Annotated in this window: 14 protein-coding genes and 3 rRNA genes; 3 read left to right on the forward strand and 14 right to left on the reverse strand. The window is 70.1% G+C overall.

Features of this window, described 5'->3' with window-relative positions:
* Positions 1-2: 2 nt before the first annotated feature.
* The 5 genes from rrf to tyrS form a co-directional block, all read right to left on the reverse strand.
* Positions 3-119 (reverse strand): 5S ribosomal RNA (gene rrf, locus QQZ14_RS08620).
* A 178-nt stretch (positions 120-297) separates the two neighbouring features.
* Positions 298-3,409, reverse strand: a 23S ribosomal RNA gene (locus QQZ14_RS08625).
* A gap of 466 nt (positions 3,410-3,875) precedes the next feature.
* A 16S ribosomal RNA gene (locus tag QQZ14_RS08630) occupies positions 3,876-5,408 on the reverse strand.
* Together the 16S, 23S and 5S rRNA genes form the textbook arrangement of a ribosomal RNA operon.
* A gap of 544 nt (positions 5,409-5,952) precedes the next feature.
* Complete coding sequence (locus tag QQZ14_RS08635) at positions 5,953-7,011, reverse strand: alpha-hydroxy acid oxidase (RefSeq protein WP_284533847.1); 1,059 nt, start codon at positions 7,009-7,011, stop codon at positions 5,953-5,955.
* Positions 7,012-7,013: 2 nt separating this feature from the next.
* Entirely contained in the window at positions 7,014-8,285 is a 1,272-nt protein-coding gene (tyrS, locus tag QQZ14_RS08640) for a tyrosine--tRNA ligase (RefSeq protein WP_284533848.1), read from the reverse strand.
* A gap of 146 nt (positions 8,286-8,431) precedes the next feature.
* Here tyrS and QQZ14_RS08645 point away from each other — a divergent pair, with 146 nt between their 5' ends.
* The 3 genes from QQZ14_RS08645 to QQZ14_RS08655 all read left to right on the forward strand — a co-directional run bounded on the left by QQZ14_RS08645 (position 8,432) and on the right by QQZ14_RS08655 (position 13,415).
* Positions 8,432-9,862: a serine/threonine-protein kinase gene (locus QQZ14_RS08645; protein WP_284533849.1), complete on the forward strand. Its 1,431-nt coding sequence runs from the start codon at positions 8,432-8,434 to the stop codon at positions 9,860-9,862.
* 45 nt (positions 9,863-9,907) lie between these two features.
* Complete coding sequence (locus tag QQZ14_RS08650) at positions 9,908-13,120, forward strand: response regulator (RefSeq protein ID WP_284533850.1); 3,213 nt, start codon at positions 9,908-9,910, stop codon at positions 13,118-13,120.
* 85 nt (positions 13,121-13,205) lie between these two features.
* Positions 13,206-13,415, forward strand: a complete 210-nt coding sequence (locus tag QQZ14_RS08655) for a hypothetical protein (RefSeq protein ID WP_284533851.1) — start codon at positions 13,206-13,208, stop codon at positions 13,413-13,415.
* A gap of 10 nt (positions 13,416-13,425) precedes the next feature.
* Here the strand turns inward: QQZ14_RS08655 and QQZ14_RS08660 are convergent, their stop codons facing one another.
* The 9 genes from QQZ14_RS08660 to QQZ14_RS08700 all read right to left on the reverse strand — a co-directional run bounded on the left by QQZ14_RS08660 (position 13,426) and on the right by QQZ14_RS08700 (position 25,711).
* Positions 13,426-13,644: a DUF3099 domain-containing protein gene (locus tag QQZ14_RS08660; protein ID WP_284533852.1), complete on the reverse strand. Its 219-nt coding sequence runs from the start codon at positions 13,642-13,644 to the stop codon at positions 13,426-13,428.
* A gap of 37 nt (positions 13,645-13,681) precedes the next feature.
* Positions 13,682-15,355 carry a helix-turn-helix domain-containing protein gene (locus tag QQZ14_RS08665; RefSeq protein WP_284533853.1) on the reverse strand — a complete coding sequence of 558 codons (1,674 nt, stop codon included), beginning with the start codon at positions 15,353-15,355 and terminating at the stop codon, positions 13,682-13,684.
* 213 nt (positions 15,356-15,568) lie between these two features.
* A complete protein-coding gene (menC, locus tag QQZ14_RS08670; protein WP_284533854.1) occupies positions 15,569-16,675 on the reverse strand; it encodes an o-succinylbenzoate synthase in 1,107 nt (368 codons plus the stop codon).
* Positions 16,672-17,559, reverse strand: coding sequence for a GNAT family N-acetyltransferase (locus tag QQZ14_RS08675; RefSeq protein ID WP_284533855.1), 888 nt, complete (start codon positions 17,557-17,559; stop codon positions 16,672-16,674). The genes menC and QQZ14_RS08675 overlap by 4 nt, the downstream gene beginning before the upstream one ends.
* 23 nt (positions 17,560-17,582) lie before the next feature.
* Entirely contained in the window at positions 17,583-18,713 is a 1,131-nt protein-coding gene (locus tag QQZ14_RS08680) for a M20/M25/M40 family metallo-hydrolase (protein ID WP_284533856.1), read from the reverse strand.
* Positions 18,713-22,048 (reverse strand): serine hydrolase, encoded by a 3,336-nt coding sequence (locus QQZ14_RS08685; RefSeq protein ID WP_284533857.1) that lies wholly within the window; start codon positions 22,046-22,048, stop codon positions 18,713-18,715. The genes QQZ14_RS08680 and QQZ14_RS08685 overlap by 1 nt, the downstream gene beginning before the upstream one ends.
* Positions 22,045-22,800 (reverse strand): ABC transporter ATP-binding protein, encoded by a 756-nt coding sequence (locus tag QQZ14_RS08690; RefSeq protein ID WP_284533858.1) that lies wholly within the window; start codon positions 22,798-22,800, stop codon positions 22,045-22,047. Before QQZ14_RS08690 ends, QQZ14_RS08685 begins: the two co-directional genes overlap by 4 nt.
* Positions 22,797-24,716, reverse strand: a complete 1,920-nt coding sequence (locus QQZ14_RS08695; RefSeq protein WP_284533859.1) for a dipeptide/oligopeptide/nickel ABC transporter permease/ATP-binding protein — start codon at positions 24,714-24,716, stop codon at positions 22,797-22,799. The genes QQZ14_RS08690 and QQZ14_RS08695 overlap by 4 nt, the downstream gene beginning before the upstream one ends.
* Positions 24,716-25,711 carry an ABC transporter permease gene (locus QQZ14_RS08700; protein WP_284533860.1) on the reverse strand — a complete coding sequence of 332 codons (996 nt, stop codon included), beginning with the start codon at positions 25,709-25,711 and terminating at the stop codon, positions 24,716-24,718. The genes QQZ14_RS08695 and QQZ14_RS08700 overlap by 1 nt, the downstream gene beginning before the upstream one ends.
* Between the last annotated feature and the right edge of the window lie 3 nt (positions 25,712-25,714).

Raw genomic sequence — 25,714 nt, forward strand, 5'->3', positions numbered from 1 at the left:
ATGTCCGGCGGCGTCCTACTCTCCCACAGCCTCTCGGTTGCAGTACCATCGGCGCTGAAAGGCTTAACTTCCGGGTTCGGGATGGGACCGGGTGTTTCCCTTTCGCTATGGCCGCCGTAACTCTTGCGGCTCCAGTTCCTCGCGGGTGTGTTCACCGTGAGGGGGTGCTGGGGCCAAGCCATTATTCAGATATGTCGTGCGTTGCCCGGTCACGGTGGCGCCCGGTGGGCGTGCCCGTGCGGGCTGTGAACTGGATTCGTGGACGCGAGGTGTTTTGTAGGTTTGGTTGAGGGTTTGTGGGACAAGCCCTCGGCCTATTAGTACCGGTCGGCTGGGCATTGCTGCTGTACACCTCCGGCCTATCAACCCAGTGTTCTGCTGGGGGCCTTACCCCCTCGAGGGGGTGGGAAACCTCATCTTGAAACGTGCTTCCCGCTTAGATGCATTCAGCGGTTATCACTTCCGAACGTAGCTAACCAGCCGTGCCCCTGGCGGGACAACTGGCACACCAGAGGTTCGTCCATCCCGGTCCTCTCGTACTAGGGACAGCCTTTCTCAAGTTTCCTGCGCGCGCGGCGGATAGGGACCGAACTGTCTCACGACGTTCTAAACCCAGCTCGCGTGCCGCTTTAATGGGCGAACAGCCCAACCCTTGGGACCTACTCCAGCCCCAGGATGCGACGAGCCGACATCGAGGTGCCAAACCATCCCGTCGATATGGACTCTTGGGGAAGATCAGCCTGTTATCCCCGGGGTACCTTTTATCCGTTGAGCGACGTCGCTTCCACATGCCGACGCCGGATCACTAGTTCCGACTTTCGTCCCTGCTCGACATGTCTGTCTCACAGTCAAGCTCCCTTGTGCACTTACACTCGCCACCTGATTGCCAACCAGGCTGAGGGAACCTTTGAGCGCCTCCGTTACATTTTAGGAGGCAACCGCCCCAGTTAAACTACCCATCAGGCACTGTCCCTGATCCAGATAATGGACCTAGGTTAGACATCTAGTACGACCAGAGTGGTATTTCAACGTTGACTCCACACTCACTGGCGTGAATGCTTCACAGTCTCCCACCTATCCTACACAAGCCGAACCAAACACCAATACCAAACTATAGTAAAGGTCCCGGGGTCTTTCCGTCCTGCCGCGCGTAACGAGCATCTTTACTCGTAGTGCAATTTCGCCGAGTCCACGGTTGAGACAGCGCCCAAGTCGTTACTCCATTCGTGCAGGTCGGAACTTACCCGACAAGGAATTTCGCTACCTTAGGATGGTTATAGTTACCACCGCCGTTTACTGGGGCTTAAGTTCTCAGCTTCGACACTTACGTGTCTAACCGGTCCCCTTAACCTTCCAGCACCGGGCAGGAGTCAGTCCGTATACATCGTCTTACAACTTCGCACGGACCTGTGTTTTTAGTAAACAGTCGCTTGGGCCTGGTCTCTGCGGCCATCACCGCTTCCACACGCAAGGTGTGTCACGGATCCGGCCCCCCTTCTCCCGAAGTTACGGGGGCATTTTGCCGAGTTCCTTAACCATGGTTCGCTCGATCGCCTTGGTATTCTCTACCTGATCACCTGAGTCGGTTTGGGGTACGGGCGGCGCGCAGCTCGCTAGAGGTTTTTCTCGACAGCATAGGATCACCCACTACTCCATTAAGGATCGGCATCGGATCTCAGGGCCGGCATCCAAGCCAGTGGTCCGGATTTACCTGGACCACCCCCTACATCCTTACCCGTGGACAACCATCGCCACGGTTGGGCTACCTTCCTGCGTCACCCCATCGCTTGACTACTACCAGATCGGGTCCCGCGCTCCCCTCACCCGCCTCACCCCGAAGGGATCGGTCAGATGAGCTTCGGGCGGTTAGCATCACCGGGTTCGTCATGGGCGCTGCTTTGCCGGTACGGGAATATCAACCCGTTGTCCATCGACTACGCCTGTCGGCCTCGCCTTAGGTCCCGACTTACCCAGGGCAGATTAGCTTGACCCTGGAACCCTTGATCATTCGGCGCAGGAGTTTCTCACTCCTGATTCGCTACTCATGCCTGCATTCTCACTCGTGTCGCGTCCACCCCTGGATCACTCCGGAGCTTCACTCGCGACACGACGCTCCCCTACCCATCCACACACCCGTTAGGGCTATACGCGTGAATGCCATAGCTTCGGCGGATGACTTGAGCCCCGCTACATTGTCGGCGCGGAATCACTTGACCAGTGAGCTATTACGCACTCTTTCAAGGGTGGCTGCTTCCAAGCCAACCTCCTGGTTGTCAATGCGACTCCACATCCTTTTCCACTTAGTCACCGCTTAGGGGCCTTAGCTGATGGTCTGGGCTGTTTCCCTCTCGACAATGGAGCTTATCCCCCACTGTCTCACTGCTGCGCTCTCACTTACCGGCATTCGGAGTTTGGCTAACGTCAGTAACCTGGTAGGGCCCATTAGCTATCCAGTGCTCTACCTCCGGCAAGAAACACGCAACGCTGCACCTAAATGCATTTCGGGGAGAACCAGCTATCACGAAGTTTGATTGGCCTTTCACCCCTATCCACAGGTCATCCCCTCAGTTTTCAACCTAAGTGGGTTCGGTCCTCCACGCGGTCTTACCCGCGCTTCAACCTGCCCATGGATAGATCACTTCGCTTCGGGTCTTGATCGTGCTACTGGACCGCCCTATTAGGACTCGCTTTCGCTACGGCTCCCCCACACGGGTTAACCTCGCAACACAACGCAAACTCGCAGGCTCATTCTTCAAAAGGCACGCCGTCACAAGAGCAAGCTCTCGCTCCGACGGATTGTAGGCACACGGTTTCAGGTACTATTTCACTCCCCGCCAGGGGTACTTTTCACCTTTCCCTCACGGTACTTGTCCGCTATCGGTCATCAAGGAGTATTTAGGCTTAACGGGTGGTCCCGCCAGATTCACACGGAATTTCAGGGGTTCCGTGTTACTTGGGATACCACTCGACAGACTCACACTTACACTTACGGGGCTATCACCCTCTACGGCGCCACTTTCCAATGGACTTCAACTTCGAGTGAGTTTTCTTACTGCCTCACGGACCGGCAGATCCGTATGAATGGTCCCACAACCCCCCATGCGCAACCCCTGCCGGGTATCACACGCATAAGGTTTAGCCTGATCCGATTTCGCTCGCCACTACTCTCGGAATCACTATTGTTTTCTCTTCCTACCGGTACTGAGATGTTTCACTTCCCGGCGTTCCCTCCACACACCCTATATATTCAGGTGCAGGTAACACGACATGACTCGTGCTGGGTTCCCCCATTCGGACACCCCCGGATCACAGCTCGGTTGCCAACTCCCCAGGGCTTATCGCAGGCTCCTACGTCCTTCATCGGCTCTTGATGCCAAGGCATCCACCATGTGCCCTTCATAGCTTGTCTCACAAACACTCAACAAAAACTACAAAGACTCCGACACCACCACCACCCACCCAGGCCAACCCCAACAGGGCCAACCCACGTGCGTCACGGCGGCGTCGAAAAGTGACCGGACAGATACTGTCCAGCCACAGATGCTCGCGTCCACTATCCAATTCACAAGATCCACACCCACCAACAGGCCCACCCCCACCACACGGCGAAGACAGGTCCTGGGAGGCATCAAGTCACCAGCAGGCCCCGACCCCCTCACAGAGGCCGACAACCCAGTCTGATTCCTCAAAGCTCAACAGCGTGTCAAAGCCCCCACCAGACCGGCACCCCCAGGTTCCACACCCACCAGCAAGCTGACAGATAGTACTGAGAAGGACACCGACCCAACCAAGGGCCGTTCATCGACGATTCCACTAGTGAACACCACCAATGCCACCCGGACAGATGCCGGGCGCGCGGGGTATGTGCTCCTTAGAAAGGAGGTGATCCAGCCGCACCTTCCGGTACGGCTACCTTGTTACGACTTCGTCCCAATCGCCAGCCCCACCTTCGACGGCTCCCCCCACAAGGGTTAGGCCACCGGCTTCGGGTGTTGCCGACTTTCGTGACGTGACGGGCGGTGTGTACAAGGCCCGGGAACGTATTCACCGCAGCGTTGCTGATCTGCGATTACTAGCGACTCCGACTTCATGGGGTCGAGTTGCAGACCCCAATCCGAACTGAGACCGGCTTTTTGGGATTCGCTCCGCCTTACAGCATCGCAGCCCTTTGTACCGGCCATTGTAGCATGCGTGAAGCCCTGGACATAAGGGGCATGATGACTTGACGTCATCCCCACCTTCCTCCGAGTTGACCCCGGCAGTCTCCTATGAGTCCCCAACACCTAAAAGGCTTGCTGGCAACATAGGACGAGGGTTGCGCTCGTTGCGGGACTTAACCCAACATCTCACGACACGAGCTGACGACAGCCATGCACCACCTGTACACCGACTAAAAGGGGCACCATCTCTGGCGCTTTCCGGCGTATGTCAAACCCAGGTAAGGTTCTTCGCGTTGCATCGAATTAATCCGCATGCTCCGCCGCTTGTGCGGGCCCCCGTCAATTCCTTTGAGTTTTAGCCTTGCGGCCGTACTCCCCAGGCGGGGCGCTTAATGCGTTAGCTGCGGCACGGAACCCATGGAATAGGCCCCACACCTAGCGCCCAACGTTTACGGTGTGGACTACCAGGGTATCTAATCCTGTTCGCTCCCCACACTTTCGCTCCTCAGCGTCAGGACATGCCCAGAGAACCGCCTTCGCCACCGGTGTTCCTCCTGATATCTGCGCATTTCACCGCTACACCAGGAATTCCGTTCTCCCCTGCATGCCTCTAGTCTGCCCGTATCGAAAGCAAGCACCGAGTTAAGCCCGGCGTTTTCACTCCCGACGCGACAAACCGCCTACGAGCCCTTTACGCCCAATAATTCCGGACAACGCTCGCACCCTACGTATTACCGCGGCTGCTGGCACGTAGTTGGCCGGTGCTTCTTCTGTACCTACCGTCACCACCATTACCGGCGCTTCGTCGGTACTGAAAGAGGTTTACAACCCGAAGGCCGTCATCCCTCACGCGGCGTTGCTGGATCAGGCTTCCGCCCATTGTCCAATATTCCCCACTGCTGCCTCCCGTAGGAGTCTGGGCCGTGTCTCAGTCCCAGTGTGGCCGGTCACCCTCTCAGGCCGGCTACCCGTCGAAGCCTTGGTAGGCCATTACCCCACCAACAAGCTGATAGGCCGCGAGCACATCCCCCACCGAAAAAACTTTCCACACCCACCCCATGCGAGGAGATGTCGTATCCGGTATTAGCCACCGTTTCCGGTAGTTATCCCAAAGTGAAGGGCAGATTACTCACGTGTTACTCACCCGTTCGCCGCTCGAGTACCCCCGAAAGGGCCTTTCCGCTCGACTTGCATGTGTTAAGCACGCCGCCAGCGTTCGTCCTGAGCCAGGATCAAACTCTCCGTTGAAAACAACACCCAACCACCCCACCCAAAGGCAGAACAGCCAGGAAAAAGAGACGCCCTGACAGGAGATCACTGACAAAAAATTGCCAGAATCATTGTCAAAGAAACCATCAACCAACACCCCCACCCACCAACCCCAAAAGGCCACCAGGCAGAAACATCAGTCAACGGGGCATTACAAACTAATTCGTCGACTATGACACACTGTTGAGTTCTCAAGAATCAGACGCACACCGCTTCGCACACTTTCGTGTGTTTCGCTCGGGGCGACTCGTAAAACTTAGCGGCTCGTATTCCGCGGCGCAAATCCGCGTGAATTCTTGCCTCCGCTCGCACGCCACTAGACCTCGATGACGTCCCAGGCCGCTAGTGCGCGCACTGACACATCCGTGAGGATGGTGTGAGAGAGGTGGCCACCGGGGCCGGACGCCCGACCTCGCGGTCTTGCCTCCCGCCGCTCCCTGGCGACCCGGAGAACATTAGGGGACGCTCCCCAGGAGTTCAAATCGGGGTGACGTGAGCCGGGCCACAGTCGCGTTTGTGCAGGTCAGAGCGGGGTAGGCCGCGGCGCGGCGGCGAGTCCAGGCGCCTCGGAGGCGGTGCGGCACCCGGCCAGCCGGAGCGCCTCGACCGTCTGCACGCGGAGCTCCCGGTGCAACCGGGCCACGCCGTCCGCCCCGTCGAGGAGCGCGAGGAGGGGCGAGCGGCCCAGGAAGACGGCCCTCGCACCGAGGGCCAGGGCCGCCAGGACGTCGAGCCCGTGGCGCAGCCCGCCGTCGACGTACACCTCGGCCCGCTCCCCCACGGCCCCGACGACCTCCGGGAGGCACGAGGACGTGGCGGCGGTGCGGTCGAGCTGCCGGCCGCCGTGGTTGGACACCCAGACCGCACCTGCGCCGGCCTGGACGCAGCGCACGGCGTCCTCGGCGCGGAGGACCCCCTTCACGACCACGGGCAGGCCGGTGCGCGCGGCCACCCAGCCGATGTCGTGCGGCCCCAGGTCGAGGGCCTTCTCCGCACCGGGCTGCTCGTCGTACCCCGCATCGAAGTTGACCCGCAGCATCGCCGGGTCGACGGTGTCCCAGACGGCCGGGATGCCCGGGCTGGCGTACTTGGTGGCGACCACTGGGGTGTCGACGGTCAAGACGACCGCCCTGGCCCCGGCGGCGACCGCCCTCTCGAGCATCGGCTCGGCCAGGGTGCGGTCGGCCGGCAGATAGGCCTGCACCCACCAGTCCACGCCGGTCGCACCGATCTCGGCGAACGGCGTCCCCGCGTTGCTGGACACCACCATGAGGGACCCGGCCTCCGCGCAGGCGCGGGCCATGGCGAGCTCGCCCTCGGGGTGGACGGCGCGCTGCAGGGTGCTCGGCGCCACGCCCCACGGGACGGCGACGGGCTGGCCCAGCAAGCTCACCCCGGTCTCGACGTGGGTGACGTCGTGCAGCACCCGTGGGCGGAAGCGGACCGCCCGCCACCCCGCCGTCGCCTCCCCCGCGGTCACGGACTCGCGCGCCCCCTGGAGGACGTACTCGAGCACCGAGGCCGGGAGCACCTCCCGGGCCCGCTGCTCCAGCTCGTCCAGCCAGCGCGCGTCCGTGTCCACGATCAGCGGACCTCGACGCCGGCGAAGTTCTTCTTGCCCCGCCGCAGCACCAGCCAGGTCCCGTCGATGAGCTCGTCGGGAGTCGGCACGTGGTCGGGGTCCTCGACGCGCACGTTGTTCAGGTAGGCACCGCCCTCGGCGACCGTGCGCCTCGCCTCGCCCTTGCTCTTGGCCAGGCCCGTGGCGACCATCAGTTCCACGATCGGCGGCAGGTCCTCGTCACCGTCGACGGCCGCGCTGCCCGCCTCACGGAGAGCCGCGCCCAGGGTGGCGGCACTGAGCGACGCCAGGTCCCCGCCCCCGAACAACGCCGCCGAGGCGGCCTTGATCCGCTCGGTCTCCTCCGCGCCGTGGACCAGGGACGTCACGTGCTCGGCGAGGGCCCGCTGCGCGCCGCGCAGGAACGGCTTCTCGGCGTGCTGCGCCTCGATGTCCTCGATCTCGGCTCGTGACAGGAACGTGAAGATGCGCAGCAGCTCGCCGACCTTCTCGTCCTCGACGTTGAGCCAGAACTGGTAGAAGGCGTACGGCGACATCATCTCGGGGTCGAGCCACAGCGCCCCGCCCTCGGTCTTGCCGTACTTCGTGCCGTCGGCCTTGGTGACCAGCGGTGTCGCGAACGCGTGGGCCTTGCCGCCGTCGGAGCGCCGGATCAGCTCGACGCCGCCGGTGAGGTTGCCCCACTGGTCGGAGCCGCCGAACTGCAGCACCACGCCGTGGTCGCGGTAGAGGTTGAGGAAGTCCATCGACTGGAGCAGCACGTAGCTGAACTCGGTGTAGCTGATGCCGGCGTCGAGGCGGCTGCGCACCACGTCGCGCGAGAGCATCCGGTTGACCGGGAAGTGCTTGCCGATGTCGCGCAGGAAGTCGATCGTCGACAGGCTCGCGGTCCAGTCGTAGTTGTTCACCATCGTCGCGGCGTTGACGCCCTCGAACGACAGGAACGGCTCGATCTGGCGGCGCACCCGCTCGACCCACTCCTTCACGGTGTCGAGCGAGTTGAGCGTGCGCTCGCCCGACTCCTTCGGGTCGCCGATCATGCCGGTGGCGCCGCCGACCAGGGCGTACGGCGTGTGCCCGGCGTCCTGGAGCCGCTTCGCGGTCAGGATCTGCACGAGGTTTCCCATGTGCAGGCTCGGCGCCGTGGGGTCGAACCCGACATAGAACCGGACGCTCCCCCCGCCCAGGGCCTCGCGCAAGGCGTCGAGGTCCGTCGAGTGCGCGATGAGTCCGCGCCACTCGAGGTCGTCGAGGAGGGTCGGGTCGATGGACACGGTGGACCTTTCGGGCTGAGTGGATCTTCTGGTGGGTACGGCCGGGTCAAGCCTGCCCCATCGGCCCGGCCGACGCCCACCCGGTTGTCCAACGGCTCGTCCAGGGGCGCTGGCTAGGCTGGCGCGGATCCGGGAAGGGACGGCACGTGATCGCTGGTAGGTACACGCTCGAGCGCGAGGTGGGGCGCGGCGGCACGGGCGCCGTGTGGCTCGGCATCGACGAGGTGCTCGGCCGACAGGTCGCCCTCAAGCGGGTCGGGATGGCGCCCGGCATCGGGACGCCCGACCTGGAGCGCGCCGAGCGCGAGGCCCGCCTGGCGGCCCGGCTCAACCACCCGCACGTGGTCGCGGTCTACGACCTCGTCACCGACGGTCACGAGCAGTGGCTGGTCATGGAGTACATCGAGGGCTCGACGCTCGCGGAGCTGGTCCGGCAGCGCGGCCCGCTCCCTTCCGACGGCGCCGCGGAGGTCGTCGGCCAGGCCGCCGACGCACTCGCCGCCGCCCACGCGGCGGGGATCGTGCACCGCGACGTGAAGCCGTCGAACATCCTGGTCACCCCCGACGGACAGGTGAAGCTCTCGGACTTCGGGATCGCCCGCGCCGAGGCGGACGCGTCGCTCACCCAGACCGGACTCGTGACCGGCTCCCCGGCGTACCTCTCCCCCGAGGTCGCCTCCGGCCAGGTCGCGACCGACGCCAGCGACGTGTGGTCGCTGGGCGCCACGCTCTTCCACGCACTCGCCGGCCACCCGCCGTACGAGATCGGCGACAACGTGCTCGGCGCCCTCTACCGCATCGTGCACGAGGAGCCCCCGCGGCTGCCGGACGCCGGCTGGCTTGCACCGCTGCTGGACGCGACCATGTGCCGCGAGCCCGCGGACCGCTGGTCGATGGCGCGGGTCCGCGACTTCCTGGTCGCGGGGCCGTCGGCGACCGTCCTGGCCGGCATCCCGGCCCCGGCCGCCAGCGGTCCGAGCGATGCGGAGCCCACGCGGTTGCTGTCGCGCGCCGTGCCCCCCGTGGCACCCGCACCGGCGCCGACGGAGCCGGCGCCCACGCCGGATCCCCGTCCACGGCGCCGCGGCCGGCTGCTTCCCGCCGTCGCGGCGGCCCTGCTGGTGCTGGCGATCGCGGTGGTCGGCTGGGTGGCGTACGACGCCAGCCACGACGGCGGCAGCGGTGACGAGCCGCGGGCCGGCCGGACCGGCAAGGCGACGGGCGGCGCCGGCCAGACCTCCGGGAGCCCGACCGGCACCGCAGACCCGCAGGTGACGCAGGACGGCATGGAGACCTTCATCGAGGACTACCTCTCGACGGTGACCTCCGACCCGAAGGCCGCCTTCGAGATGCTCACCCCCGCCTTCCAGGACGCCAGCGGCGGGTTCGGCGGCTACAAGTCGTTCTGGAGGACCATCGAGAGCGCGGACCTGCTCTCCGCCGAGGCGGATCCGGCGACCCGGCGGATCACCTACACCGTGGAGTACCTGCGCCGCGACGGCACCACGTCGACCGACGACGTCACGCTCGGTCTCGAGGGCACCGACGGGGACTACCTGATCTCCGCCGAGTCCTGACCCGCGGGCCCTATCCTGCGTGCGGGAGGTGTGATGGAGCGTGCGGTGCTGTACCGGGACGTCGTGGAGACGTCACCGGACGGGATCTGGGTCTTCGATCTCGACGGTCGGACGCTCTACGCCAACCCCGCGCTGCGGTCGCTCTTCGGCGTCAGCGAGGAGGAGGCGCTCGGGCTGACGGTGTTCGACTCCCTCGACGAGGTCGGCAAGGAGCAGTTCGCCGACCACCTCGAACACCTGCGTGCCGGGCATGCCAACGACCACGACGTCGAGTGCCGGTTCGTGCGCCGTGACGGCAGCACCCTGTGGGTGACGGTCACCGAGAGCCTGCTGCACGACCCGGACGGCTCGGTCGCCGTCCTCCACCGGCTCACCGACTGCAGCGACCGCAGGCGCGCCGTCGACGAGCTGACCACGAGCCGGCGCCGGCTCGCGGAGGCCCAGCGGATCGCCCGGATCGGGAGCTGGGAGTGGGACGTCCGCGCCGGCGAGATCTGGGGCTCGGACGAGCTCTGCGCGCTCTACGGCCTCGACCCCGAGACGTTCCCGGCGACGTACGACGACTTCCTCGAGATCGTGCACGAGGACGACCGCGCCGCCGTCGACGAGGCGGTCCAGGCCGCGCTGCACGCACCGTCCGACTTCGTGTTCGTCGCCCGGGTGCGCACCGCCGACGACGACTGGGTGTGGACCCGGGGACGCGGTGTCTCCCAGGCCGACGACCGGGGACGGGTGGTGTCGATGCACGGCACCCACCAGGACATCACCGAGACCAAGCTCGCCGAGCTCGCGCTCGAGGACCAGGTCAACCAGAACATCCTCATGCAGGCGGTGGCCACCGCCGCCAACGAGGCCGCGTCCCTCACGGACGTCCTCGTGCAGGCGCGCCAGCTGGTGCTGCTGCACGACGACTGGGTGCGCGGGCGGGCGTTCGTGCTGAACGAGGACCGCGACGCCGTCGTCCCGCTGTACGTCACCGACCAGGACCGGGAGGACGACCTCGCGACCCCCGAGGTCACGGCGACGGAGCTCGAGCTGGCCAACCGGGCCTACCGCGAGCAGCGCTCGGTCTGGGACGACGACCGGCTGACGATCGCGTTCACGGTCTCCTACGCCGACGAGGCCGTGGCGGTGCTCGCGATCACCTCGGCGCCGCCGCTGTACCGGTTCGAGCTGATCGAGTCGATGGCCGAGCAGGTGGCCGTCCAGCTCGCCCGGGTCGCCGAGCGGGAGCGCGGGCAGCGCGAGCTCGCCGACGCCCGGGACGCCGCGGAGGCGGCGTCGCGTCAGAAGTCGGAGTTCCTGGCGACGATGAGCCACGAGATCCGGACCCCGCTCAACGGGGTGATCGGCCTCAACGACCTGCTGCTGCGGACCCGGCTCGACCCCGACCAGGTCCGGCTCGCCTCCGGGGTGCAGGTGGCGAGCCGGGCGCTGCTGAGCGTCATCAACGACATCCTCGACTTCTCCAAGATCGAGGCCGGCAAGCTGGAGCTGGAGCGCCTCGACTTCGAGGTCCGCGACGTCTTCGACCAGGTCGCCAGCCTGCTGGGCGAGGCCGCCCGGGCCAAGGGGCTCGAGCTGATCGTGTCCTGCCATCCCGACGTGCCCGAGATGCTCTCCGGCGACCCGACGCGCCTGGCCCAGGTGGTGACCAACCTCGGCTCGAACGCCGTGAAGTTCACCGAGCGCGGCGAGGTGTTCGTCCGCGCGACCGCCACCCCCCGGGCGGACGGGGGCACCCGCCTGCACGTCAGCGTCGCCGACACCGGCCTCGGCGTGCCCGAGGAGCACGCCGACGGGCTGTTCGACGCTTTCACGCAGGCCGACGCGTCGACGACCCGCCGGTTCGGCGGCACGGGTCTCGGGCTGGCGATCTCGCGCGAGATCGTGCACGCGCTCGGTGGCGAGATCGGCGTCGCCCCCAACCCGGGCGGCGGCAGCGTCTTCTGGTTCACCGCCGACTTCGGCGCCCCGGGCCGGGCCACGGTCGACGCGGACGACGAGTACGCCCGCCGCTGGCTCACCGGGCACCACGCGCTGGTCGTCGACGACAACGAGCACAACCGGCTCATCCTCGAGGAGCAGCTGGCCCGCTGGGGCCTGCGCACCGCCTCCGCCGGCACGGCCGACGAGGCCGAACGCGCGATCGCCCGGGCGTACGCCGCGGGCGACCCGTTCGAGGCGGTCCTGCTGGACATGTCGATGCCCGACCGCGACGGGCTCGACCTGGCGCGCGCGCTGCGCGCGGAGCCGTCGTACGACCTGCGCACGATCATGCTGACGTCGGGAACCTCGCCGTCGGCCTGGGACCTGCGCACCGCCGGCATCCTGGACTGCCTGACCAAGCCGCTGCTCGGCGGCGAGCTGCGCGCCGCGCTGCTGCGCCACGTGGCCGGCGTCGGCCCCCGTCCTGAGCCGGAGTCGCCCGACGGCGTCGCCCCGGCGGGCCCCGCCCGCCGGGTGCTGGTGGTCGAGGACAACGTCGTGAACCAGCTGGTGGCGGCCGGGCTGCTCGAGGCGCTCGGCTACGGCGCACGCGTGGTGGAGCACGGGGCGGCGGCCCTGACGGCGCTCGCCGAGGAGAGCTTCGACGCCGTGCTCATGGACGTGCAGATGCCGATCATGGACGGCTACGCCGCCACCCGGGCGATCCGCGCCGGCGAGACCGGCGGCAGAAGGCTGCCGATCATCGCGATGACGGCGGCCGCGGTGGAGGGCGAGCGGGAGCGGTGCCTGGCGAGCGGGATGGACGACTTCCTGACCAAGCCCGTGGACGCGAATGCCCTGGCGCGCGCGCTCGATCAGTGGGTCGGTGTCGTCGGACCGCCCGCACCGCGTAGCGTGCGGCACGTGACCGAGGAGGAGAACGCCCCCACGCCCGCCGTACCGGAAGGCCTCGACGGGCTGACGCTCGACCGCCTCGACGAGCTGCGCGACCTCGACCCCGGCAACACCACCTACCTCGACCGGGCGATCGGCAACTTCGTCACCAACACGCCGGGCACGCTCGCGACCATCCGTGAGGCGCTGGCGGCCGACGACGCCACGACGCTCAAGCAGGTCTCCCACAAGCTCGCCGGCGGGGCCCTCAACCTCGGGGTCACCCCGGCCGGCCGGACCGCCCAGCAGATCGAGCTGGTCGCCGACACCGGCTCGACCGCGGCGGCCGCCGCGCTCGTCGACCAGCTGGCCGAGGAGCTCGAGCTCGGGCGCGCCGCCCTGCTCGCCTACCAGGCGCGGTACACCCGGGGCTGAGCGTCGGGCCGCCCCCCGAGGTTCACGATGCGGCGCGCGGGGGTACGTCACCCGCGGCGGGGGGACATCGACGCAGGGAGCAACCATGAAGAGCCTCATCGGGATCATCGTCATCGTCTGGCTGGTGATCGGCGCGGCCGCCGCCTGGCAGCGCGGGTACTTCGGCGACGACCAGGACGTCAACTGCAAGACCGCCGGCGACACGTCGCTGACGATCGTGGCCGGCCCTCTGAACTACCTCGGCGCCAACCCGAAGGTCGACTGCAACGTCGAGGTCCCGCAGCCGTCCGAGTGACCCCGTCCGGTCAGCGCTGCTCGTCGTCGAGCGTCGGCGGCCGGGTGCCGTCCAACGCACCCTGGTTGGCCACGAACGCCGCGACCGGCGGCAGCAGCGCGGCGACCACGCTCATCACCACGGCCGCGGCGGTCGACCAGAGCCGTACGACGTTCCAGGCGAGCAGGATCAGCAGCACGCAGGCGCCCATGAGCACGAAGTAGGTGCGGCGCCTGCGGCTGCGTTCCACGCCTCGACGGTAGTCCGGGCCGGTGGGGCCCGGGGTGCTACACCGGGTCGCCACCGCTGCGCGCTGCCAGCACCCGCAGCTGGAGCATGGCCACGAACCGGGCCTCGGGGTCCGTGAGGTCGATCTCGCCGACCTCGGACACCCGGCGCAGCCGGTAGCGGAACGTGTTCGGGTGGACGTAGAGGGCGTCCGCAGCCGCGGCCACGTCGCCGAACGCGTCCAGCCAGGCACGCAGGGTCTCGACCAGGAAGCTCCGGTGAGCCTGGTCGTAGTCGATCAGCCGCGCCAGCGGGCCGGTCGGTCGGTCGCCTCGGGCCGTCGCCAGGTCCCGCAGCTCCAGCATCAGCGCCTCCACCTGGATGTCGGCGAGCCGAGCGACCCGGCGTCCGCCACGGCCGCCACGGAGCACCCGCACGGCACGGTCGGTGCTGGCCCGGGCGTGCACGAGGCCGGCGAGGTCCTGAGCCACCGGGCCGATGCCGACGACCGGGCGCATCCGCTCCCCCACCCGGTCGAGGAAGTCGTGTGCGATCCGCACCGCGCGCTCCTCGCCGTCCTCCATGCCGCCGGGCATCGGCACCAGGCCGTAGGTGACGTCGCCGACCAGGGCCGCGGCCGAGCGCGGGTGCACCGCGCTGAGGTGCATCGCGAAGGCGTCGCTGAGCCGCTGCCGCTCGTGGGCGGCGGCGGCTCCGTCGGTGGACGCCGCCGGGTCGTCGTCCGCGTCGGCCTTGGAGACCGCCACCGCCAGCACCATCAGCGACTGGCCGGCCAGGCCGAGCCGTTCCAGCGCTTCCCGGGCACCCGCTCCGCCCTCGAGGGCGGAGCTGAGCAGGTCGGCGCGCAGCCGCCGCTGGACGTCCGCACCGGCCCGGACGCGCAGCAGATGGAGGGCGACCAGCTTCGCGGACTCACGTAGTGCGTCGGTGCGCTCCTCGCTCAGCGGTCCGGGCACCGCGGCCCAGATCGAGCCCAGCACCTCGTCGCCGGCCCGGACCGCAACGGCCACCCGCGGCATCGAGAACGCCTCCTCGCTCTCGGCGGGCTCGATGAAGATCGGCCGGTCGCTGCGGTGGAGCTCCCGGAACACCCCGCGGTCGCTGAGGATCCGTGCGTAGCGCTCCGGGACCTGGCGGCCCAGGATCGTCTCGACGCGGGACGGGTCAGCCTCGTCCTGCCGGCCGGAGAACGCGAGCACCCTCGAGCTGCGGTCCTCGATGGTGATCGGAGCGTCCAGCAGGGACGCGATCGCGTTCGCGACCGCGAACAGGTCGCCGGACGGCAGCCCGCCCAGCGACTCGGGCTCCGCGACCCCCACGTCGCCCTCCGCCAGCAGCGAGCGGAGCATCGCGGCGAGGTGCGCCCACGGGGCGCCGCGGCTCAGCGCGAGCAGCGCGACACCCGAGGTGTCGGCGGCGTCGCGCAGCCGGTCGGTGAGGCGGACCGGAGCGCGCAGCACCAGACCCGAGGCACCCTGCCGGCCCAGGTCGGCGAGCAGCCCGGCGACGTGGTCGGGATCGTCGAGCCCGACCCCGAGCACCAGCGCGTGCGGCGGCAGCACCGGCGCGTCGACCGGGTCGTGGATGACCACGCCCCCGATGTCGTGGCCGGCGTCCGGGTCGCCGTGCACCAGGTCGAGCAGCGTGGCGCCGAGGTCGTCGAGGACCCGGCCCAGGCTGGCCCGCGGCCGGGAGCTGGGGGCAGTGGTCATCGCGGTCAGCACCCTTCGACCGTAGGCGTCAGTGGGGTGAGCCTACTTCGTGCTCACGTACCAGATCGATGGTCTTGTTGGTCCATGCGGACCAACGGCCTCGTCGAGGGTTTCGGCTGCTGGCAGCCGATCCCCGCACGACACGCCGGTGGTCGTCGGCGTGTCGTGCGGGTTTGGGCTGCCAGCAGCCGAGCCCCGCAAGGCCCGCCCCGCTCAGACCGGCACCCACTCGGTGGCGGTGGTGACCTCGGCGAGGGCGTCGGGAAGCGGCGCGACACCGAGGCCGGGGCCGGTGGGGACGGTGAGGTGGCCGTCGTCGAGGACGAAGGGGTCGGTGACGTCCGCGCGGTAGTAGCGACCCGACCCCGACGTATCGCCGGGCAGGGTGAACCCGGGCAGCGCCGCGAGCGCGACGTTGGCGGCCCGGCCGAGACCGGTCTCGAGCATGCCGCCGCACCAGACCGCGACCCCCGCCTCCACGCAGGCGTCGTGGATGCGCACCGCCTCGAGGTAGCCGCCGACGCGGCCGGGCTTGATGTTCACGATCGCGCACGCGCCGAGGCGGATGGCCGCGACCGCGGACTGGGCCGAGGTGATCGACTCGTCCAGGCACACCGGCGTGCCGATCAGCTTCGCCAGGTCGGCATGGCCGAGCACGTCCTCCTCCTCGAGCGGCTGCTCGATCAGCAGCAGGTCGAAGGGGTCGAGGCGGGCGAGGTGCTCCGCGTCGGCGAGCGTGTACGCCGTGTTCGCGTCGACCTGCAGCAGCACCTCGTCGCCGAACCGCTCCCGGACGGCCCGCACCGGCTCGACGTCCCAGCCGGGCTCGATCTTGAGCTTGATCCGGACGTACCCCTCGTCGAGGTAGCCGCCGACGGCGTCGAGCAGTGCCGGGACGCTGTCCATGATGCCGACCGACACCCCGCACGGGACCCGGTCGCGGGTGGCCCCCAGCTCCTGGCCGAACGACCGGCCGGCGGCCCGCAGCTCGGCGTCGAGGACCCCCATCTCGAGCGCGGCCTTGGCCATCCGGTGCCCCTTGAACGGCAGCAGCGTGCCCGCGACGGCGTGCGCGTCGAGCGGGCCGGCCGCCGCCAGCGCCGGGATCAGGAAGCGGCGGAGCACGTCCATGCAGCCCTCGACGTACTCCGACGAGTAGAGCGGGTCGGGCATCGCCACGCACTCGCCCCAGCCCTCCCCCTCGTCGGTCACCACCCGCAGCAGGACGAGCTCGCGGACGGTCTGGGTGCCGAACGACGTGCGGAACGGCGCGACCAGCGGCATCGAGATGTGCCGCAGCTCGACGCCCTCGAGCCTCACCGGGTCCTCCGCACGACGTACCAGCCGTCGCGGTCGAAGCCGGTCACCCGGGCGCCGTCGGCCACCAGCGCCGAGAGCGCCTCGCGGACCGCGCTCCGCCACTGCTGCGCGAGCGCCGGGTCGCGCAGGCGCAGCGCGGCGATGTCGTGCGGCACGGCCACCAGGGAGGTCTGTGCGTCGAGACGGCCCGGGACCGGCGTGCCGGTGTCGGAGACCCCGAGCGCGACGGCCGCACCGGCCGCGAGCTCCTCGGAGATCACGGCGGAGACGCCTCCGCCCGAGCACGCCGCGACCACTGCCGGGTCGCGCAGCCGCCAGCGGACCAGCAGCCGGTCGGAGTCGTCGAGCCCGTTGATGCTGTCGGCCATCGCGCCGTAGAAGTTGGGGAGGTACTCGACCGGCTCGGCGGCGAGCTTGACCAGGTTGAAGTAGGCGTTGCGGCTCACCAGCGGGTCGAACGTCCACGCGATCTCGGAGATCCCGCGCAGCAGCGCCCAGGCCCGCTGGTGCAGCTTGAGCGCGAACCCGACGCTGCGCCCGGCGGTCTCGGGGGCGACGCCGGCGATGTGGCTGTGCAGCGCGTCCTCGGCGGGGGCGTGGAAGAACCCGACGCACGCACCGACCAGCTCGGTGCCCTCGAACGCGCCACCGACGTAGTTGCCCGCCTTCGTGAAGGCGCGCAGCAGCTCCAGCGTCATCGGCGGGTTGGTGTCGCGGCCCCAGATCCGTGCGTAGAGGGCGACCACCCGCTCGAGGTCGGCGAGCTCGGTCAGCTCACGGACCGCGACGCGCGCGACCTGCGCGGCCGCATCGGCTGCCTGCACGGCGCGGTCCAGGTCGGTGTCGACGGGCCCGAGAGAGGTCAGGTTGGTCACGGCACCCATGCTGCTCAGGTTCTCGGGCGTCGTCATGGTCGTGCCGCACCAGTCGGCTGGAGCTGGTTCGTCGGCTGCGCCAGCAGGTCGCCGACCAGCCCGCGCAGCAGCGCGGTACGCCCCGGCAGCTCGCTGACCAGCACGTGCTCGTCGTCGGCATGGGCCCCGCCGCCGGCGGCGCCCAGCCCGTCGAGGGTCGGCGTGCCGACGCCCGCGGTGAAGTTGCCGTCGGACGCACCGCCGACGGCGGCGGCGGTGGGCTCCGCCAGCCCGAGGCGTATGGCGACCCCACGGGCCCGGGCGAGCAGCGCGGCGGACGAGGCCGCCTCGAGCGGTGGCCGGTTGGGCCCGCCGCGCACGCTGACGACGGCCTCGTCGAGCACGGGCCGCAGCGCCCGCATCGCCTCCTCGACCCGCTCCTGCTCGGCGAGCGAGCGGACCCGCACGTCGACGGCGAAGGAGCCACCGGCCGGGACGGTGTTCGTGGTCGTGCCCGCCCGCGCCAGGGTGGGCGTCACGGTCGTGCCGGCGGCGACGTCACCGAGCGCGGCCACCGCGAGCGCCTGGTGGGCGAGCTCGAGCGTGGCGTTGACCCCGGCCTCGGGCTCCAGTCCCGCGTGCGCCGCCCGGCCGCGCACGACGACCTCGTAGAGCGACACCCCCTTGCGCTCGGTCTTCAGCGCCCCGTCGGCCGAGGCCTCCAGCACCAGGGCGGCGTCCAGGCCCCGCGCCTCGTCCTCGACCAGCTCGCGCGACGACGGCGAGCCGAGCTCCTCGTCGCCGGTGACCAGCAGCGTCACTCCCCCGGCGAGCTCGAGCCCGGCGAGCGCGTGGAACGCCATCGCCAGCCCGGCCAGCATGTCGAAGCATCCCGGCCCGCGCAGCACGTCGCCCTCGATCGTGAACGGGTGGGTCGCGAGCGTGCCGACCGGCCACACCGTGTCGTGGTGGCCGAGCACGAGGACCCGGGCCGGGCCCTGCCCCAGCCGCCAGCGCAGGTGGGTGCGGCCGTCCAGGACGATCCGCTCCGGGGACGCGCCGAGCCGCTCGGTGCCGATCCGGGCCACCACGTCGGCCGAGCGCGCGACCGCCGCGAGGTCGGTCGACGGCGACTCGCACTCGATGAGCTCCCGCAGGTCGGCGAGCAGCAGGGACAGGTCCATCAGCCGGCCCTCGGGGTGGCGCGCGCGCCGAAGTGGAGGTAGCGCTCGCCGGTCGGCAGCTCGTAGAACGTCACCGGGAACCACGTCTCCGCCTCCGGCGGCTTGGTGAGGAACAGCGCCGGCGCGTACGGCACCAGCGCGTGCTCGTCGACCGGGTCGGGCACCATCTCGGCCAGCGGGCCGGTCAGCGTGGTGCGCAGCATCGGCCCGTCGTCCCCGACGTACACCTCCATGGTCACGCCGGCCCGCTGGTAGGAGCCGACGTACGCCGAGATCGCGCCGGCCGGATCGTCCAGCGGCGGCTCGGGCGGGGTCAGCGGCCGCGGCATCTCGACGCCCGCGAGCTCGGCGAAGATCTCGCGGTAGAGCTCCTCGTAGAGGTCGCGGCTGCCGTCGTTGTTGGTCAGCAGGGTGACCGCGAGCCCGCCGCCGGCGCCGTCGGGCAGCACCCGCAGGAACGCGGCTTGGCCGATGGTGTTGCCGTCGTGGCCGTAGACCCGCCGGCCGTCCCAGCCGAACCGGATCCAGCCCAGCCCCCACGAGTCGCCGAGGGAGTACTTGTCGGGCAGGTCGGCCTGGTGGGCGGCCATCGCCTCGGCCGACTCGGCGCTCAGGACGCGGGTGCCGTCGGGGGCGAGCCCGCCGGTGAGGTGCAGCCGGGCGAACGCGAGCACGTCGGCGGCGTTGGCGGTGACCAGGCCGGCCGGCCCGATCGAGCGCGGCAGCTGCCAGATCGGGGCGACGGACTTCACCCCGTCCTGGGTGACGTGGCCGACGGCCGCCGCGTGGAGCAGCGCCTCCTCCGGCAGCGTCAGTGCGTGCTGCATCTGCAACGGCGTGAAGACCCGCTCGCGCAGCGCCTCGTCCCAGGTGTTGCCGGTCAGCTTCTCGATCACCCGTCCGAGCACGGAGAACCCGGCGTTGCAGTAGGACCAGGTGGCCCCCAGCGGGTGGTTCTGGGTCTGCTCGCCGAGCAGCTCGACGTACTTCTCCAGGCAGTCGTCGCCGCGGCCGGTGTCGGTGAACACGTCGCCGTCGATGCCGCTGGTGTGGTTGAGCAGGTGCCGCAGCGTCACGTGCTTGGTGACGTCGGGGTCGGCCAGCCGCAGCTCGGGCAGCACCTCCACCACGGGGGCGTCGAGGTCGGCGAGACCCTCGTCGACCAGCTGCATCACGACGGTCGCGGTCCACACCTTGGTGACCGAGCCGATCTGGAAGACCGAGTCGGGGGTCACCGGTGCCCGGGTGTCGAGGTTGAGGACGCCGTACGTCGCGACCTCGACCTCGTCGGTGGCGTGGGCGCCCTCGGAGTGGCGCAGGATGCCCAGCTGGGCGCCGGGGACGCCGTGCCGCTCGGCGAGCCGGGCGAGCCGGCGCTGCCAGTGGGCGATGTCGAGACGGGGACGGCCCGCGTGCACCGTGTACCGCTCGACCCAGTCGACCACCCGGTGGGCGTAGTCGAGCCGCTGCGACGGCGGCCCGAGCAGGATGAACGCGTGGGAGGCGTCGGGGTAGACGACCAGCTCGGTCGGGACGCCGCGACCGCGCAGCGAGGTGTGCCACTGCTGGGCCTGGCCCAGCGGACAGGTGAGGTCGGCGGCGCCGTGCAGGACCAGGGTGGGTGTCTCGACGCGGTGCACCCGGGTGAGCGGTGACATCGCGGCATACGCCTCCGGCTGCTCCCACGGGGTGCCGCCGAGCTCGAAGGAGCTCATGCACACGCCGTCGTCGCAGGTGCCGTACATGCTGGTCATGTCGCTGACGACGCCGCCGGCGGCGCCGGCCTTGAACCGGTCGTCGTGGCCGGTGAGCCAGCAGGTCATGAACCCGCCGTAGCTGTAGCCGGTGACCGCGAGCCGGTCGGCGTCGACGAGGCCCTCGGCGACCAGCGCGTCGATCGGCTCGAGGAAGTCGCGGTGGTCGGCGACGCCCCACGCGCCGTTGACCCCGTCGTAGAACGCCTCGCCGTAGCCGTCGCTGCCGCGCGGGTTGACCAGCAGCACCGCCCAGCCGCGGGCGGCGAGCTCCTGGTGGTAGGGGTGCATCTCGTCGGCGGCGGCGTTCCAGGCGTTGTGCGGGCCGCCGTGGACGTCGAGCAGCAGCGGCCGCGGCCCCTCGCGCTCCACGTCGATCGCCGGGTCGCGGACCAGCCAGGCCTGCACCTCGGTGCCGTCGGAGATCGTGAACGTCCGCTCCTCGGGCTCGAACAGCTCGATCCTGTTCTCAGCGTCGCCCAGCCCGGCGCCGTGGCCGGTCAGCACGGTCTCGGTGCCGGTCGCGAGGTCGAGCGCCACGATCTCGCCGTACGACGTGGGCGTGGTGAGCACGACGACGGCCGTGCCGCCGACGACCGAGAGGCCGGACACGACCCTGCCGGCGCCGGACAGGACCGGCCCGTCGGCATCCCACAGGTGCGTGCAGCCACGGTCGCGCAGGCAGAACAGCAGCCGGCCGTCGCCGTCCTCCTGCGGGCGGCCGCCGGGGTAGGCCGGTCCGCCGGCCATCACGTTGCGGTCGAGGTGCCCGGTGAGGCTGACCGGCTCACCGCCGTCGAGCGGCACTCGCAGCAGGTGCTGGTGACCGACGGGGTCGCCGGGGTAGCCGACGACGAGCAGGCCGGCGCCGTCGCGGGCGAAGGACACGGTGCCGGCGACGCCGTCGGCGAGCGCGACCTCCCGCGCCAGCGCCTTGCGGTCGTCCACGTCGAGCAGGTGGACCGCGGTGCGGAACGTGAGGTCGCTGTCGGCGCCGACCTTGCGGGTGAACGCCAGCGTCCGGCCGTCCGGCGACCAGGCCGGCTGGCCGGCGTGCTCGGTCTCGTGGGTGAGCACCCGGCAGGCCCGGGTGGCGACGTCGACCACGTGCAGCTGGCTGCGGACCGCGCCGAACATGCCCGCGCCGTCGGCCTGGTAGTCGAGCCGCGACGCCACCAGAGGGCCGGGTCCGTCGCCGGGGTCGACGGACGCCGTGAACGCGATGCGGGCGCCGTCGGGGCTCCACACGGGCGCGCCGGCGCCGAGCGGCAGGTCGGTGACCTGCTCGGGGTCGCCCGCGTCGACTCCCCCGGCAGGGAGCACGTGCACCTGCCCCGCTCGGAGGAACGCGAGCCGGGTGCCGTCCGGCGACCACGCCGGGGCGGTGTCGCTCGGCCCGGACGTGAGCCGGCGCGGGGTGCCGCCGGCGGCGGGCACGGTCCAGAGCTGGTCGACGTTGCGGTCCCCCTCGCGGTCGAGGGTGCGGAGCACGTAGACCACGCGCTCCCCGTCCGGTGACAGCACCGGCTGGGAGGGCACCGCGAGGTCGGTGAGGTCGTCGATGCGCATCCGTCGGGTCACGGGGTCCTCCTGGGACGGGAGCTGGGGGTGGAGCCGGGCACCGCGGCGAGCAGCTCGCGGGTGTAGTCGTGGCCGGGGTCGGCGAGCACCCGGTCGGTCGGGCCCTCCTCGACGATCACGCCGCCGCGCATGACCGCGACGTGGCTGGCGACGTACCGCACGACCGCCAGGTTGTGGGAGATGAACAGCAGGGACAGACCGAGCTCGCGCTGGAGCTCGCGCACCAGGTTGAGCACCGCCCCCTGGATCGAGACGTCGAGCGCGGAGGTGATCTCGTCGGCGATCACGACCTGCGGGTCGCCGGCGAGCGCGCGGGCCAGCGCGACCCGCTGCCGCTGCCCGCCGGAGAGGAGCGCCGGGCGCACGGCCGCCTTGCCCGGGTCGAGGTGCACGAGCTCGAGCAGCCGGTACACCTCCGCGCGCCGCTCGTCACGCGACCGTCCGGGCGGCAGCGCCTCGGCGACGCTCTCGCCGATGCTCATCCGCGGGTCGAGGGAGGAGTAGGGGTCCTGGAACACCATCTGCAGCGGGCGTCGGCGGCCCCGGGTGGGCACCGGCCGGCCGTCGAGCAGGATCCGGCCGCCGCTCACCGGTGCCAGACCGACTGCGGCCCGCGCCAGGGTGGACTTGCCGGATCCAGACTCCCCCACCAGCCCGACGACCTGGCCCGCGGGCACGGTGAGGCTGACCCGGTCGACCGCGGTGAGGTGGCCGTAGCGGACGGTGACGTCGTCGAAGCGGAGCTCGCTCACGGGACCCGCACCTCCTCGCGGTCGGCGATCTCGATGTCGATCGGCTCGCCCGCGTGCCAGCACGCCACCCGGTGACCGGGGCCGGCCGGGACCAGTGCCGGGTCCTCGACACGGCAGCGCTCGCTCGCGAGCGGGCACCGGGCGGCGTACGCGCAGCCGGGCGGTACGTCGGCGGGGTCGACCGGCCGGCCGGGGATCACCGCCAGGGGCTGGTCGAGGTCGGTGTCCATGTCGGGCACGGCGGCCACCAGCGCCCGGGTGTAGGGGTGCAGCGCCTCGCCGGAGAGCGCGGCGGCCGGCAGGTCCTCGACGATCCGTCCGGCGTACATCACCAGCACCCGGTCGCAGACCTCGCCGACCACGGTGACGTCGTGGCTGATCAGCACCAGCGCGACGCCGTCGGCCTCGCGGATCGCCTGGAGCAGGTCGAGCACCTGCAGCTGGACGGTGACGTCGAGCGCCGTCGTGGGCTCGTCGGCGATGATCAGCGCCGGGTTGCCCATCAGGCCCATGCCGATCATCGCCCGCTGGCGCATGCCGCCGGAGAACTCGTGGGGGTACTGGCGCGCCCGCCGCTCGGGCTCGGAGATGCGCACGGACCGCAGCCGGTCCACGGCCCGGGCCAGCGCCGAGCGGCGCTCCAGACCCTGGTGGTGGCGGGCCACCTCGGCGAGCTGGCCGCCCATCCGTCGGGTGGGGTTGAACGACGTCATCGGGTCCTGGAACACCATCGCCAGCGAGGTGCCGAGCAGCTGGCGCTGCGCGCGGGAGTCCCGCGCCCGCAGGTCGGTGCCGAGCAGGTCGAGGCGGGACGCGTCGACGCGGCCGGGCTCGCCGACCAGGCGGGAGACCGCGAGCGCGGTCAGGGACTTGCCGGAGCCGGACTCCCCCACCACGCCGACGGCCTCCCCGCGGCGTACGGCGAAGCTCACGCCGCGCACCGGACGGATCGGTCCGCGTGCGCCCGGGAAGGTCACCTCGAGGTCACGCACGTCGAGCACCAGGTCGGTGCCGGCCTGGTGGGACTCCTCGATCAGGGGCTCGTCGGTCACCAGCGTCGGGACGACCGGGGGAAGCGCCGGGATGCCGCCGACGACCCCGACCCCGAGGCCCTTGGCCACGGACTCACCGAAGAGGTTGAACGCGAGTCCGGCGATCAGGACGGCGGCGCCCGGGGCGAGCGCGGACGCGGGGTTGACGTAGATCGAGCTGATGCCGTCGAACAGCAGCCGGCCCCAGTCGTAGCGGGGCTGCTGGACGCCCAGGCCGAGGAAGGACAGCCCGGCGAAGGAGAGCAGCGCGCCGCCGGCGCCGATCGTGGCGTTGACGACCAGCGGCTCGGAGATGTTCGGGAGCACGTGGCGCACCAGGATCCGCAGGCGCCCGACTCCCGCGATCCGGGCGGCGGAGATGAAGTCGCGAGACTCGATGCCGGCGACCAGGGTCTGGGTGAGCCGTCCGAAGGCCGGGGCCCCGGCGAACCCGATCGCGAGCACCGCACCGGTCGCGCCGACGCCGAAGACGACCGCGAAGAACAGCGCGAGGAGGATGCCCGGGAACGCCACCGCGATGTTGATGGCGGCGCTGACCAGGCGGCCCGGTCGGCGGCCGAGGACGAACCCGGCCGTGCCGAGGACCAGTCCGGCGACCACCGCGATCGCGGTCGCCGCGAGGGCCAGCTCGACCGAGAGGCGGGTGGCGACCAGCGTGCGGAAGAGGATGTCGCGGCCGAGGTTGTCGGTGCCCGCCCAGTGGTCGCCCGACGGACCGGCGAGGATGTTGCCGGTGTCGACGGCGTTGGCGTCGTCGGTCCAGAGGATCGGCGCGACCACCGCCAGCACCAGCACGGCGACGGTCAGTGCGGTGGCCGCGATCCCCAGCGGGGTGCGGAGCACGCTCCTCCAGCGGCGGATCATCAGTCCTCCCGGATCGTGGAGCGGGGGTCGATCAGCGCGAGCGCCACGTCGACGAGGGTGTTGACGACCAGCACGCCGACGCCGTACACGAGCACGATGGCCTGCACGACCTGGTAGTCCTTGTTGAGGATCGAGGAGACGATCGTGCTGCCGAGGCCGGGCCAGGCGAAGACGTTCTCGACCAGCACGGTGCCGGCGACCATGCCGCTGAGGAGCAGGCCGCCGAGCGTGAGCGACGCGGTGAGCGCGTTGGGCAGCGCGTGGCCCAGGTAGATCGTGCGCGCCGGCAGCCGCTTGGCCCGGGCGGTGCGCACGAAGTCGGCCTCGAGGACCGAGACCATCTCGACCCGGACGATGCGGGCCAGGATCGCCGCCGGCCCGATCGCGAGGGACAGCACCGGCAGCACGTAGGCGTCCGGGGTGTCGTTGCCGGCCACGGGCAGCCAGCCCAGGTTGACGCCGAAGACGTAGACGAGCGCGACGCCGACCAGGAAGTCCGGGACGATTCCCACCACCACGCTGCTGGTCGTGAACGCCAGCTCGGTGCGCCGCCCGTGGCCGCGCCGGGTCAGCACCCCCATCGAGACCCCCAGCGGAACCGCGACCGCGATCGCGACGACGAACGCGAGCAGCGCGAGCTGGAGCGTGGCGGGCAGGCGCTGCGAGACGATCTGCGAGACCGGCAGCTGGGAGATCATCGACGTCCCGAGGTCGCCGGTGAGGAGGTGCTGGACGTAGTGCCAGTACTGCACCAGCAGCGGGTCGTCGAGCCCCATGTCCGCCCGCCGCGCGGCGACCAGCGACGCCGGTGCGGTCGGCCCCAGGGCCGCCCGCACCGGGTCGCCCGGGATCAGGTGGATCATCAGGAACGACGCCGTCACCAGCACCCACAGGGAGACCAGCAGCCGCCCGAGGCGCCGTACGGCGAAGCGCAGCCAGGGGCGGGCGGGCGCTCCGACGCGCGGAGCCGGGGCGACCGAGCTCGCCAACGACATGGG

Source organism: Nocardioides sp. T2.26MG-1 (assembly GCF_950101795.1).
Classification (GTDB): domain Bacteria; phylum Actinomycetota; class Actinomycetes; order Propionibacteriales; family Nocardioidaceae; genus Nocardioides.

Excerpts from the sequence above, each read along its gene's own strand:
- QQZ14_RS08655 (WP_284533851.1), top strand. The coding sequence starts at position 13,206 with ATGAAGAGCCTCATCGGGATCATCGTCATCGTCTGGCTGGTGATCGGC.
- QQZ14_RS08665 (WP_284533853.1), bottom strand. The coding sequence starts at position 15,355 with ATGACCACTGCCCCCAGCTCCCGGCCGCGGGCCAGCCTGGGCCGGGTC.
- QQZ14_RS08675 (WP_284533855.1), bottom strand. The coding sequence starts at position 17,559 with ATGGGTGCCGTGACCAACCTGACCTCTCTCGGGCCCGTCGACACCGAC.
- QQZ14_RS08680 (WP_284533856.1), bottom strand. The coding sequence starts at position 18,713 with ATGGACCTGTCCCTGCTGCTCGCCGACCTGCGGGAGCTCATCGAGTGC.
- QQZ14_RS08695 (WP_284533859.1), bottom strand. The coding sequence starts at position 24,716 with ATGATCCGCCGCTGGAGGAGCGTGCTCCGCACCCCGCTGGGGATCGCG.
- QQZ14_RS08700 (WP_284533860.1), bottom strand. The coding sequence starts at position 25,711 with ATGTCGTTGGCGAGCTCGGTCGCCCCGGCTCCGCGCGTCGGAGCGCCC.